Raw genomic sequence first — 11,894 nt, 5'->3', positions numbered from 1 at the left:
ATGGTGTGTCAGGTGCGGTAGTGGCCGTTCACACGCTCGAACGGCACCACACGCGACAGGCCGGGGTCCGGCTCGTCGCGAGTCTGTGGAGCGTCCCGGCGCGCCAGGGCGCGCTCCAGGATGCGCGCCTCGGCGTCGCTCAGGCCGGAGGCCGCCTCGATCAGCTCGGCCAGGCGCCGCACCTCCTGCGTCGCGTGGATCGTGCAGGACTCCAGGTGATTGACTCGCGCACGGGCCGTGGCCTGCTGCCATTCCGCCGTCAGCCGTGTTATCTCGGCACGGTGGCGCGACCTGAGCCGGGCCCCGTTGGAGACCGTCTCGGCCGCATTGAGCGCCTGGACAGCCATCGCGAGCAGCAGCGCGAGCGCGATCAGCCTGTTGCTCGGCGTGGGGCTGATGTACGCGCTCAGATCGAGGGCGGCGAACAGTGCGGCAGCGCCGGACGCCAGGGCACTGATCAATAGGCACGCGCGCGGCGTGAGCGACCGGCCCAGGACGCGCAACGCCACCGCGGGAGAGCCGCAGCAGCCGACAGCCACGATCCAGAATTCCGTCTCGTCGAACACCCGAGCACTGACAAACGCGACGGACGCCACGTGCAGCATGAAGATCAGGAATGCGGCCGGCCACGCCGCATAGGTCATCCACTTGATGAAAACTGGCCGCGTGCCCGACAGCGAGAGGAATTCGAGCGTCTGCGCCGACATATCAGGTTCCCCCTATGCGTATACGTGTACGAACGGCCCCCACCCGAGAAATCTGTGCTACGCAACTGGGCCGATAAGAGCATCACTGTACGACGCCGCACGGTTACGTCAAGGCACTTCACTCACAATTGGCGAGAAAAGTCACGCCAGTTCCCTACTGCCACCAGTCATATCAGAGTTCTTAGCCTTATCTTCGGCCTCGATCTCCCGCTCGATCTCCTCCAGGCGGTCGAGCTTCCGCTGTTCTTCGGCCTCGGCAGCCGACGGCCCGAGCGACGCCGCCGCGAGCCTCAACGCGCGCGCCGCAGCACGCTCCCGCATCCGCCGCTCCCCCTCCGCGACGTCGTCGAGATACAGCCGGATCAGCTGCTCGCGGAACTCGTCACCCCCGGCCACCGGCCCCGTACTCAGTTCCCTGATCACTGGATCAGGACTATCCGGATCGATCAGCCCCCGACGTCCACGCCCCGTCACAGCGCCCTGGGCCGCCTGCGTATCGGCCGGAGGTTCGCGCCCCTCTGCGACCGCGCGGGCCCAGCCCTCCGGCTTGCCGAGCGCAGCTTCGATCGCCCCGGCCGAGGTCGGCCATTGCTTCGGCGTGCGACGGCCTTCGAGATTCTGGACGGTCGAGACATAGACGCCGGCCCGCTCAGCCAGAGCCTCCTGGCTGAGACGCAGGCGCGATCGGGCATCGCGGATGGCACGCGCCAGCCGCTCGTAGTCGTAGGCCACACCGCAAATGATGCCCCATTCCGGGCAACGATGGGCAACCACAACCCGCGCTTTGGGCTTTTTTGACCTGCCAGTCGGCAACTTCACGGCGCGCGGTTGGTTGCTACGTGCGCCCCCTGTCAGTGCGGTTGCTGAAGATTGCCGATCGAGGTTGCCGAATAGCTTGCATCATCGGCAACCGTGGCGTAGCGTCAACCGCATGAAACCGCACGGACCCGCGATAAGGGCGATCCGGGAAGCCAAGGGCATCGGCATTCGGCAATTGTCCGCTACGACAGGCCTGCACCGCGGCTACTTGTCCCGAGTGGAGACGGGCGAAGTGGGGGCATCTGACGAAACGATCAGTCGGATCGCGGTCGGACTGGACGTTCCGATCGAGGCCGTGAGTTACGCGGCTCCCCAGGCGTCCACGGCAACCATCAGGCGCATTGTCCAGCTGCTCGGATCCTCGCCGGAGGAGCTGGACCTCGAGACCGCTGCGAGTCGGCGATGAGTGGCGCGAGCGAGCTGCTGACGGCGGAGGAGGTCGCGCCGATCGTGCGGCTGCACAAGGTCACGGTCTACCGGAAGGCGCGCGCCGGCGAGATCGAGAGCGTGCGGATCGGGCGTAAGCGCCTGTTCCGTCGCTCGGCGATCGACGCCTACCTCGCCAGCTGCACCGTGTCCGCCGCGCCGCCGGCACCCGAACCGCAGCCCGCGGCCGCAGACCGGCCGCGCCGCAACCCGAATCGCACCTACAAGACCTAAAGCAAGCGGGTCGCCGTGATGCCGGCGACCCGCTGATCCGACCCATCCACCTGGACCTACGAAAGAAGAGGTGAACCGATCGTGAGACTCCACCTTATCCCCCGCGGCCGCCCTGGCGGCAAGCACGGCCACGCCGGCGACGCGCCGGCGACGCTCGGCGAGCTGCTGGCCGCACCGGTGCCGCAGTTGCCGGTGCACGCGCGGATGTTCAGCGACTCGACCGAGGCGTGGATGCGCCAGGCGGTCGAGAACGACCGGGCGCAGGCCGGCGACTACGCGTCGCAGGCCGAGGACCTGCTCGAGCGGGCCGCGTTCCTGCGCCGCCGCGCCGCCGATTTCGAGCACTACCTCCAGGGCGCCACGCCGGCCACCGTGCCCGGGCAGCCCGCGCCGGTCCACGCCGACTGGCGCGAGCACACCCAGCCGCTGGGCCTGGCCGACGTGCTCGACGCCGACAACGACGACGCCGTGCTCTACGGGCGCTGGACCCCGGAGCCCGGCCGCGCCGGCGACACGCAGGACCTGGCACGCCTGGACGGTGCCGCGTGAGCAAGTACGCCCAGCACACGCTGCAGGCTTTCGTCGCAGGGATCCGCGAACTGGAGAAGCAGGCGACCGCCGCGGCCAGGGAACGCGATCGGCTGCTGGCCAAGGCCCGCGAGGCGGCGCAGACCGTCTCCGACCACACCACGCAGGCCGCGAACCTGCGCGAGATCCTCACCGGGATCGACGCGGAGTTCTACCGCGAGCACCTGGGCAAGCCGTTCGACCCGGACGCCGACCCGACGCGCGACGCCCTGATCGCCGGGATGCGCGACGCCCTCGGCTTCCTCGAGGCGACGCCTGAGCTGCCGTTCAGCGATAAGTACCTGCGCGTGGACGTCCCCGGGCAGCTGCGCGGCGCGACCGACCAGGACCGCATCGAGAAGATCGACCGTATCGCGCAGCTGCTCGGCGTACAGGTCCGCGAACACACCGACTGGCGCGGCAGGCCCTGCATCGAAGCAAACCGCGACTTCGGTCCCGTCCGGCTCTACGCGGACGCCGAGCTCGACGAGCCGGCGCCGACCGCGGACGCCGCGGCCGCGGCGCCCGGCGAAGTGCTCGACGAGCGCATGCAGGGCATGGGCGAGGCCGCGGCGCCCGTCGACCTCGGCGCGGCCGACGAGGACCAGGACGCCGGCGACGAGGCGCTGCCGGACGGCGTGTGCGGCGCCAGAGCGGTGGACCTGCAGGGCGCGACCGGCACGTGCTGCCTGGCCGTCGGGCACGACAACCCGGCCGGCGCCGAGCACGTGGACGCGCACTTCGACCCCCGGTTCGGCTCGTTCACCGGCCGGCAGGTGCTGAACAGGGACCACGACGAGTCGTCGTCGGCGCCGGGCGAGTGCGGCGCCTGCGGCGTGACGCTGCCGGGCCTGGGCTACTGCCTCGGCTCGCTGCCCCGGGCCGCCGCCCGGGCCGAGCAGGTCGCCCTCGAGATGGCGGTGAGCGCGCGATGACGGCCACGCTGCTGCCGGTCGGCGGCTCCCACGCGCAGGCCCTCGAGGGCCTGCGGGAGCTGGCCGCGTTCCTCGACGGGCACGGGCAGCTGCCGCTGCCCCGGGAGATCACGGTCGTGCTCGCGCCCGTCGACGACGCCGACGGCCGCAGGGCGATCGCCAGGGCCGCGCGTGAGCTCGGCGTGCAGGTCAAGAACGCGCCGAACGGCACGCTGCGCGCCGAACGCGCCTTCGGGCCGGTGCGCTACGCCGTGGTCTACATGCCGATGCTCATCGCCCCGGCCGGCGGTGCGCGATGACGGCGCCGACAGACGCTCGGGTGTTCGCCGCGGTCGAGCTGGACGCCGACGCGATCGAGCACGCGATGCACGAGGAGCGCCTGGTCGACCTCGGGCTGTGCAGCGACGCGCAGGTGCGCGAGCAGATCGCGGTGAGCGTGGCCCAGGCCGGCGGGGGCGAGCACGCGATGGCGGCGCTGGCGGCCGCGGACTACTGCGACGCACCGGAGGCGTACGCGCGCCGCCGGCAGGCCGCGCTGTGGCGCGCCTGCCAGCTGCACGGACGCGAGGACCTGTACTGGGCGCTGCACGGGCCCGCGCGGCCGCAGGCGCCCGCACCGGCGCTCAGCGCGATGCGCTGCGCCCTGCCCGGCTGCGTGAGCGGCGCCCCGTTCGAGGCCGTCGGCGCGCTGCCGCTGTGCCCGGAGCACCGCGCCGCCGGATGGCAGGAGGTGGGTGTCCGGTGACGTGGTGGCAGTGGCTGCTGGTCGTCCTGGGCGGCTGGTGCGCGGCGGCAGTGATCGCCGTGGTGCTGCTCGGCGGCTGGCGCAACATCACGGACCTGCTGCTGGGCTGGTCCCGGGGTCGAGGGGAGGGGCAGTGAAGTTCGTCATCGTGGGCCTGGTCCTGCTGCTGATGTATGTGGCCTGCTGCTGGGTGGCCGCGTTCGTCCGCAACATGGCGCGCGACCTGGCCGCCCGCGCCGCGCGGCGCGTGCGGGCGCGGGCGGCCAGGTCGCTGGCGTGGCGGCGCTTCCGCCGCGGGCACGCCGAGGAGTTCGCCGACCCGCAGTTCCAGTGGCCGGCGCAGGGCTGGACGCAGGAGGTGCCGTGGTGACCCCGGCGCAGGCCGCCGGGCGCTGCGCGTCGACGCGCTCGCCGTTCGGGCTGATGGGCGACCTGGGCGCGGCGGTGGCCGCGGAGATCGGGATGCCGCTGATCCGGATCGCCAGGCACCTGGGGCCCGGTGTGAGCGACGCTACGGCCCGGGCCGCGATCGTGCGCGGTCGCCAGGAGCTGGTGGCGCGCCGCGTGGCCCCGGCGAGCTTCCGCGGCAGCAGCCCCCCAGTCCCCCCGGCACCGGCGCGCCCGGCATCCCCGGCGCCGTCGGCAGCGCCGTACACGCTCGAGCAGCTGCTGGCGTGGGGCCAGACGGGTCCGCAGCGCGCGAGATCCATCGCCGCGAAGGCGCAGGCGATCCTCGACGAGCTCGCCGAGCTCCAGCAGCAGGGCATGCGCCGCCAGCAGCATCGCCGTGAGCGGCGCGCTCACGCCATCCCGCCCGAGTACACCACCGCGGCGCAGCGGCGCGTGTTCTTCCAGAAGGTGCGCGCCTGGGCTCAGGCGCACGGCTGCGCCGTGCCGGAGGGGCGGATCGTGCCGACCAGCACGGTGATCGCCTACCAGATGGCGCAGCGCGCCCAGATAGCCGCCGGCCTGGCGGCGCTCGACGAGGCCGCAGAGCCCGGATAAATGCCCGAGAGCTCCCCGCAGCCGCGCCCGCACCGCGGCTGCGGGACGCCCGGCCGGTCCGCAGACACCGGCCGTCGGCGAGCAGGGCCGCCCCGCACCCCCGGGCGGGGCGGCCCGCACCGTCTGCGATCCAGACTCCCGCCGCGCCGGCTTTTCCCCCTTCCCCAGCGCGGCGGGCCCGCACATCAGGAGTCGAACCCATGTATCAGTCCCGCGCCTACGACGACGAGCACGGCGAACCGGTCGTCGTCCTGGTGACCACCGGCACGCACGACGTCTCCCGCCTCGTCCAGCTCCTGCAGGGCCGCCTCGCAGTGTGCGAGCACATCGGCGTCGCGGACCGGGTCCTGCGCCAGGTGCGCCGGCACGCCGGCGGCCGCGCCGCCCTCGCGCTGCTCAAGGCGCACGGCGGACCCGACTTCACCGGCGACGTCGAGCACCCGGCCAGCTGGGCCGACCCGGCCACGGGCCGCTGCTACGACCTGACGCGCACCTACCTCGACCAGGCCGGCGACGCGTGGATGGTCACCGGCTGGCTGCACCGCCCCAGCGGCGTGCGCATCCCGGCCATGAGCTGGGAGACCGACAACGAAGACGCCTTCCTCGACATCCCGCTGCCCCACGTAGAAACGTCCTTCGGCCCGCTGCGACCCGCCGAGGCAGAGGCAGTGGTCTGATGCGCGCGGAGCGCCACAAGCGGGACGCAGGGGCCTGATGAACAGCGAAACGAACGGGAGCACCACCGGTGCAGGAGGAATCCGACCCACCGGCGCGCAAAGACGCGACGCCGCCGCCTACGGACGCCGAGCGGCTGTGGAGGCGCTATCAGCTGCCAGAAGGCAAGACGTTCCCCGACGACCGGCTACCGCTGGACCGCTACCACTGGAACCTGCTGATCCTGCGCCTCGGCCTACCCGACCACATCAAGGCGATCGCCGGCGCCCTCGCGACGCTCGGCAACGCGGACGGCAGCAACATGGTCACCACTGACCCGCGTCTGCTGGCCGCGTTCAACATCAAGGAGCGCCAGCTACGCGACCGGATGGCCGTCCTGCACCAGTACAAGCTGCTGCACGTCTGGGAGCGGCCCGGCGGCCGCGGCGTGGCGAAGACGATCGTGAAAGGGAAGGTCCGCAACGCGATCGTCTGCCAGCTGACCGAGCCGGCCGACGGCAAGCTGCCCTACCGCCTGGACGCCGACTTCCTGCCGATCGAGCCGATCGACGAACGCAAGCCGGGTGCCGCACCGGTCGCGGCGATCGAGGCGAACAGAGCGGCGCGAGCCGAAAACACCGGCAGTGACGCTGCCGCAGCTATTACCGCCGACAACCACAAACACCGGCAGCCGCAGCGCCGTAGCAACGCTGATACACCGGCAGCGCCACTGCCGCAGCAAGACCAATACACCGGCAGCGCCACTGCCGCAGTTTCCGACGCCGAGACCACGAAACCCCGGCAGCCCGGCTACCGGAGCAACGGCGAAACTCCGGCAGCGCCGCTGCCGGAGCAAGCGGGAAACACCGGCAGTTCGAGTGCCGCAGTTTCCGCCCTCGACGCTCAAAACTCCGGCAGCCAGGCCGCCGCAGCAACGCCTGTGGACAACGAGAAACACCGGCAGCCACAGCGCCGCAGTAGCCCGGAAACACCGGCAGCCGCAGTGCCAAAACACCGGCAGTCAGAGTGCCGCAGCAACGAAAACTCCGGCACTGCGGCTGCCGCTGCAGCCTCGCGCGTAGAAGAACTTAAAAACCCAAGTACTAAAAACCCTTTAAACCCAACTACCCGTGTGGTCCAGCTAGGTGGGGACCTCACGTCCGACGTGCCAGACGACGCGAAAAGCGATTCGCCCGCCGCAGACCCGAGCCAGAGCGCCGAACCCCCGCCCGCGTTCGAACCGACCGACGACCCCGAGTACGACGATGCCCGCACCGTCGTCGCCACGGTGCCGCTCGACGAGCTGAGCGACCTGCTCGCCGACGCCCAGGGCGAACTCGAGGCGGAACTCGCCGCCCACGCCGGCACCCACGACGACGGCACGACACCCCGCAGCGACCACCGCCAGATCCTCATCCGCGCCGCCCAGATCGTGCTGCGCACCGAACCCGCGCGCCCGGCACCGACCAGCGAAGGACCTGCGTCATGACCCTGAACCTCATCGAGGCCGCGGCAGTCAACCGCGTCATCGAACACCTCGCCGGCGCCTTCCCCGGCGCCGTGCACACCGGCCGCAGCCTGCCGGACCGCGCCCAGGCGGTCCTCGCCCTGGCGACGCTCGCCGACGCCGCCTACCGCAGGCTCTCGGCCGGCTACAGCGGCGAGAACGCGCTCCAAGCGCTCGAGGCCCGCTGGCCCGGCGCGCTGCGCGAGATCTGGATGCTGGAAATGCACGGCGGCGAGCCCGAACCCTGGGCCGGCGACCTGCCCGCGCGGCAGCACGCGCTGCGCGAGGGCGCCTGGGATCCGGGTACCGATCTGGCGTGGCGCACCGGCCGCACCGACGCGGCCGGCTCAGCCAAGATCCTTTACGCCAACGGCGTCCCGACGCTGTGCACCCTCTGGCCGGCCGTCATCCGCGGCCTGGACCAGGCAGCCGAGGGCACCGAAGGCTCTAGCGGCGCGCGGCTCGACTCAGCGGGGGAACGCGGGGCCGCATGCTGGCCGCCCGTTGGTGGACACGGCCTCGGCGCGCCTGACGAGAGCGTGGCCGCGTGCAAGGCGTGCGGCTGCACCGAGGACGAGCCCTGCGAAGGCGGCTGCGCCAGGGTCACCGGCAGCTCGCTCGAGATCGACCTGTGCACCGCCTGCGCCTGGACCATCGCCCGCGACGCCATCGCCTCCGGGCTCTACCAGCTCGAAAGCACGGTCGGCGACACCCTCGTCGAGGCCCGCGGCGGCCTGATCCCGCAGCCGATGCTCACAGAGCAGGAGATCGAGGAGCTGCAACCGCTGATCGAGGCCGTCGACGCCGCCGCCGGCGACCCGGCGACACTCGACGCCCTGGCCCGGACCACCGCGGCCGCCCAGCGGCTGGCCGGCCGACGCCGCGTGTTCGACCTCGAATGGAGCGTGCGCGCCGGCGGCCTGCTCGGCCCGGTCACGAGCGAGGCCGAGGCCCGCAGCTACGTCGCCGACCAGCGCAAGCTCTACCCCGGTGACATCGATGAGAACACCGTGCAATGCCGCCTCGTCGGCGCGTGGTTCGACGCCGACCTGCTCGAGACACCGCATACCGGCCCTGCCACCGCGCCCGCAGCTTCTCCCGCGGCGACGCCCGCCGACGAGCAGCCGCCCACGCCGAGCCAGCTCACCTGGGACCTCGCCCAGCAGTGGACCCGCGGCCGCGGCGCGACCGGGCTCGCGCCGCACGTCATCCGGCTTTACGACGACACCGGGCTGCTCGACCCGGACAAGGTCTCTCAGCACGTCCAGATCGCGCACCCGGCCGAATGCCGCGCCCTGCCGCCCGGCGCGCGCTGCTGGTTCGACGGCTGGGACCGACAGGGCCGCGCCATTTGGCTGCTGGAGAACGGCATCTACCGCATCCACCTCGAGGACGTCGTCGACGGCGGCGACGAGGACGGCCCGAACATCGTCGAGCACTGCGTCTGCGAGCGCTACGACGAGAGCACCCGCACCTGGAACGACTACCAGGAGCCCGACGGCGCACCCGCGGCCGCGACCGAGCCGCAGCAGTGAACGCCGATGCGTGCCGCAACTGCCGGCGGCCACTGCACTGGCTCGCCGGCGTCGGCTGGCTGCACGGCGAACTACCCCAGTACGCCCACGAGCCCATCACCTGCACCAACGCCGAACCCGTCTGCGAATACCGGGCCTGCGACCACACCGAAGGCCCCGACGAGACCTGCGACTGCCGCTGCCACCGTCCCCTGAAAGGCCAGCCAGCATGAAAGATCCCGCGATCGACCTGGTCAAACTCAACTCACGCCTGCCAGTCGGCGAACGCAACGGCCTGGACGCGCTCGGCGCGCAGGTCGCCAGTCACCCGACCGGGAAATTCGCGCTGATCCTCATGTGCGACGCGGTCGAGCTGACCACGAAAGTCGATACGAACCAGCGGATCGCGAAACTGCGCATCCTTCGGGTCGAAGCGCTCGGCCGCAAAGACTTCGCCGCCGGCCAGCAGACGCTGCCCGAGCACATCGAGGTCGAGCTCACCGAAGCGTTCCGCCTCGACGATTCCGATGGCGGCGATCTGGAGTGAGCAGCCGGGATGTACGAAGCCTGCTGATCTCGAACTTCGAGGGCATCCTCGAGCGCCACGGCGTGCGCCGCGCCTACAGCCACGCCTGCGCCCTCGAACTGATCGCGGCCCTCACCGGCCAGGGCATCAGCCTCGTACGTCCCGCACACCTGCACGATCCCGTCGCCGACTGGCGCCGCCGACCAGAACCCGGAGACCAGGAGACCGGCGCCAGCCGCGCCAGAGCCGCTCTCTACGGCATCGGTATCTGCCAGGTCTGCCGCACCGGGCAGCCCGTCACCGACGCCGGAGCGATCAGCGAGCACGACTTCACCGACGAGCACGGAAACACCCTGACCTGCCTCGGCTCCGACGCCGACCCCGCGCCCTTCGCGCGAACCCTGACAGGACGACGCCATGACACAGACCCCTGAGAACCCCGATACCGGCCGGCCCGACGGCCCGGGCGATTGCCGGCCGCTGCACCTCGACTTCGACCGGCTCGCCGCTTTCATCAGCGAAGGCGCGGACAAACTCGGACCGATACCTGCGCACCTGCGCACTGTCGAGCACGCGATCACGCACCTGCGCGACGAGACCGGCCTGAGCGACAAGCAGCTCGCCCGTGTGCTGCTCACCGCGCACTACGTGCTCACCGGGATCGTGCGCGACATCGGCCCGAAATGGACCACGGTCGCCTGCGCGAATTGGCTCGGCCTGTGCGGCCAGCGGCTCTGGGACGCCGAGGACCGCCTCCCGCTACGCACGCGGCTGGCCAACGGCCTCGGTCTCGGCCACCGCACCGACCACGGCCAGGACGACCCGGCCGCCGACGCCCAGGACAGCGCCGATGAATGACGAAACACCCGATCCCGCGTTCGACGAGTCTCTGATCGGCCGGTACGTCGAGGCGGTCAGCGCGCGGCGCACGCGCTCCGGAGTCATCCTCCCGCCGGCGGGACGCTCAACGCGGCCGCGGCTCGCGCAAGACACCGGCCAGGTCGTGCCACTCGACCCGGACTGGACGATCGGCGACCATCCGAGCCTGCTGCGCGGCCGCAGCGGCGAGGTGCTCTCGACCGCGCGACGCTACGGCGGCCGGCCGACCTACCGGTACGGCGACCTACCCGCCCAGCACCTCGCCACGCGCACGACGCTGCGTACCGAACACCGCCGCCGGCCGCGCCCCGGGCAACTGATCATCGCCTGGTACCGGCTGTACAGGGACTGGGCGCCGCTGTACGCGATCGCCGACGCCGCACCACTGCCTGCGCTCCCGGAGAAACGCGCCGCCGCGTGGAGCGCCTCGCGCACCTGCTCGCGCTGCGGCGAGCAGCGCGCCAGGCCGCTGCCTCTGAGCCCCGACCCGGACCCTGAGCGGTACTGCACGCCCTGCCGGCAGACCACCGCGCAGGAACGGTGGATCGAGGCCTCCCGCGCGGCGCAGGCCGACATGGCCGCCTGGGCGCGCGACGTCCTGGCCGACCCGCGCACCGTCCTGGCCGCCAGCGAGGACAACCACATCGACTGGATCAGCCCCGGCTACCGCGTCGAGACCGTCGACGGCCAGGTCCTGCTCGACACGCACGTGCGCACCACGACGGACGACCGAGCCGCCACCTACCGGCCCGACGTGCGCAATCAGCTCGAAGGCAGCGTGTACGTCGGCGACCTGCTGGAGACCATCCGGCAGATCAGCGCCCGGCGCATCGTCACCTGGTACGGCGGCGAACTCGACCGCCTGCCGCAGGGCCTGTGGAAGCTGGTCGGCGACGACTTCCCGCGCACCCACACCGCGCCCGAGGACCGCCTGAGCGAGCGCTACCGCCTGTGGACCGGCGAATCCCCGAACGTCCGCTACGAGTGGTGGTATCCGGCGCCGAAGCTGCCCTGGACCTGGACCGGCACAGGCGAACACGAACGCGGATACAAGACCGCGCAGACCGCGAAGGCCCGCGTGCACTGGATGCGCGAATACCTCACGCGCATGGCCGAGCACGACCCGCCCGAGCCGACCGCGCGCAGCGGCAGCGTGCAGACGCGATGAGCCTCGGCGACCTCGCCCGACTCGACTGGCACCGCGCACCGGTCGGCGAACCGCAGCCCTGCCTGTTCTGCGGGCAGGACGCGATCCTGCGCCACCCGATCACCTTCCGGCCGTGCCACAAAGTCTGCTCCGACCAGCGGCGCCAGGAGCTGATCGAGCGGGCCGCAGCCGCGACGACAGCGAAATTCGACTACTGACGAGAGGAAAC

General features: G+C 71.7%; 20 protein-coding genes. 18 read left to right on the top strand and 2 right to left on the bottom strand.

From position 1 onward, the window contains the following. Window positions 1-8: 8 nt before the first annotated feature. On the bottom strand, window positions 9-707 hold the full coding sequence (locus KGA66_RS06195) for a hypothetical protein (protein WP_211465502.1): 699 nt from the start codon (window positions 705-707) through the stop codon (window positions 9-11). Between the two features lie 141 nt (window positions 708-848). Further along, complete coding sequence (locus tag KGA66_RS06190) at window positions 849-1,439, bottom strand: helix-turn-helix domain-containing protein (RefSeq protein WP_211465500.1); 591 nt, start codon at window positions 1,437-1,439, stop codon at window positions 849-851. Window positions 1,440-1,446: 7 nt separating this feature from the next. On the opposite strand from KGA66_RS06190, the gene KGA66_RS32000 reads away from it, so the two are divergent. From KGA66_RS32000 to KGA66_RS06100, 18 genes are all read left to right on the top strand, one after another. Beyond that, a complete protein-coding gene (locus KGA66_RS32000) occupies window positions 1,447-1,932 on the top strand; it encodes a helix-turn-helix domain-containing protein (protein ID WP_369015821.1) in 486 nt (161 codons plus the stop codon). Next, on the top strand, window positions 1,929-2,186 hold the full coding sequence (locus KGA66_RS06180; RefSeq protein WP_211465496.1) for a helix-turn-helix domain-containing protein: 258 nt from the start codon (window positions 1,929-1,931) through the stop codon (window positions 2,184-2,186). The genes KGA66_RS32000 and KGA66_RS06180 overlap by 4 nt, the downstream gene beginning before the upstream one ends. An 81-nt stretch (window positions 2,187-2,267) precedes the next feature. Beyond that, a complete protein-coding gene (locus KGA66_RS06175; protein ID WP_211465494.1) occupies window positions 2,268-2,735 on the top strand; it encodes a hypothetical protein in 468 nt (155 codons plus the stop codon). Next, window positions 2,732-3,688 carry a hypothetical protein gene (locus KGA66_RS06170; protein ID WP_211465492.1) on the top strand — a complete coding sequence of 319 codons (957 nt, stop codon included), beginning with the start codon at window positions 2,732-2,734 and terminating at the stop codon, window positions 3,686-3,688. The genes KGA66_RS06175 and KGA66_RS06170 overlap by 4 nt, the downstream gene beginning before the upstream one ends. After that, the gene (locus tag KGA66_RS06165) at window positions 3,685-3,987 is read left to right on the top strand and encodes a hypothetical protein (protein WP_211465490.1); all 303 of its coding nucleotides are present in this window, start codon (window positions 3,685-3,687) and stop codon (window positions 3,985-3,987) included. The genes KGA66_RS06170 and KGA66_RS06165 overlap by 4 nt, the downstream gene beginning before the upstream one ends. Continuing rightward, window positions 3,984-4,433 (top strand): hypothetical protein, encoded by a 450-nt coding sequence (locus KGA66_RS06160; protein WP_211465488.1) that lies wholly within the window; start codon window positions 3,984-3,986, stop codon window positions 4,431-4,433. Before KGA66_RS06165 ends, KGA66_RS06160 begins: the two co-directional genes overlap by 4 nt. Then, window positions 4,430-4,570, top strand: coding sequence for a hypothetical protein (locus KGA66_RS06155; RefSeq protein WP_211465486.1), 141 nt, complete (start codon window positions 4,430-4,432; stop codon window positions 4,568-4,570). The genes KGA66_RS06160 and KGA66_RS06155 overlap by 4 nt, the downstream gene beginning before the upstream one ends. Next, window positions 4,567-4,803 (top strand): hypothetical protein, encoded by a 237-nt coding sequence (locus tag KGA66_RS06150; RefSeq protein ID WP_211465484.1) that lies wholly within the window; start codon window positions 4,567-4,569, stop codon window positions 4,801-4,803. Before KGA66_RS06155 ends, KGA66_RS06150 begins: the two co-directional genes overlap by 4 nt. Further along, window positions 4,800-5,438, top strand: coding sequence for a hypothetical protein (locus tag KGA66_RS06145; protein WP_211465482.1), 639 nt, complete (start codon window positions 4,800-4,802; stop codon window positions 5,436-5,438). Before KGA66_RS06150 ends, KGA66_RS06145 begins: the two co-directional genes overlap by 4 nt. Window positions 5,439-5,638: 200 nt before the next feature. Further along, window positions 5,639-6,115, top strand: a complete 477-nt coding sequence (locus KGA66_RS06140; RefSeq protein ID WP_211465480.1) for a phiSA1p31-related protein — start codon at window positions 5,639-5,641, stop codon at window positions 6,113-6,115. A 68-nt stretch (window positions 6,116-6,183) separates the two neighbouring features. Next, a complete protein-coding gene (locus KGA66_RS06135) occupies window positions 6,184-7,581 on the top strand; it encodes a hypothetical protein (protein WP_211465478.1) in 1,398 nt (465 codons plus the stop codon). Continuing rightward, window positions 7,578-9,134, top strand: coding sequence for a hypothetical protein (locus KGA66_RS06130; protein ID WP_211465477.1), 1,557 nt, complete (start codon window positions 7,578-7,580; stop codon window positions 9,132-9,134). Before KGA66_RS06135 ends, KGA66_RS06130 begins: the two co-directional genes overlap by 4 nt. Beyond that, window positions 9,131-9,346, top strand: coding sequence for a hypothetical protein (locus KGA66_RS06125; protein WP_211465468.1), 216 nt, complete (start codon window positions 9,131-9,133; stop codon window positions 9,344-9,346). The genes KGA66_RS06130 and KGA66_RS06125 overlap by 4 nt, the downstream gene beginning before the upstream one ends. Then, window positions 9,343-9,660, top strand: coding sequence for a hypothetical protein (locus KGA66_RS06120; RefSeq protein ID WP_211465466.1), 318 nt, complete (start codon window positions 9,343-9,345; stop codon window positions 9,658-9,660). The genes KGA66_RS06125 and KGA66_RS06120 overlap by 4 nt, the downstream gene beginning before the upstream one ends. Beyond that, window positions 9,657-10,073 (top strand): hypothetical protein, encoded by a 417-nt coding sequence (locus KGA66_RS06115; protein WP_211465464.1) that lies wholly within the window; start codon window positions 9,657-9,659, stop codon window positions 10,071-10,073. Before KGA66_RS06120 ends, KGA66_RS06115 begins: the two co-directional genes overlap by 4 nt. Then, window positions 10,057-10,497 (top strand): hypothetical protein, encoded by a 441-nt coding sequence (locus KGA66_RS06110; protein ID WP_211465462.1) that lies wholly within the window; start codon window positions 10,057-10,059, stop codon window positions 10,495-10,497. The genes KGA66_RS06115 and KGA66_RS06110 overlap by 17 nt, the downstream gene beginning before the upstream one ends. Continuing rightward, the gene (locus tag KGA66_RS06105; RefSeq protein WP_211465460.1) at window positions 10,490-11,686 is read left to right on the top strand and encodes a hypothetical protein; all 1,197 of its coding nucleotides are present in this window, start codon (window positions 10,490-10,492) and stop codon (window positions 11,684-11,686) included. The genes KGA66_RS06110 and KGA66_RS06105 overlap by 8 nt, the downstream gene beginning before the upstream one ends. Further along, window positions 11,683-11,883 carry a hypothetical protein gene (locus tag KGA66_RS06100; RefSeq protein WP_211465458.1) on the top strand — a complete coding sequence of 67 codons (201 nt, stop codon included), beginning with the start codon at window positions 11,683-11,685 and terminating at the stop codon, window positions 11,881-11,883. Before KGA66_RS06105 ends, KGA66_RS06100 begins: the two co-directional genes overlap by 4 nt. Window positions 11,884-11,894: the final 11 nt, after the last annotated feature.

The organism is Actinocrinis puniceicyclus (assembly GCF_018283645.1).
In the GTDB taxonomy this organism is placed as follows: Bacteria; Actinomycetota; Actinomycetes; order Streptomycetales; family Catenulisporaceae; genus Actinocrinis; species Actinocrinis puniceicyclus.
This window is presented reverse-complemented; position numbering and strand designations above follow the sequence as displayed.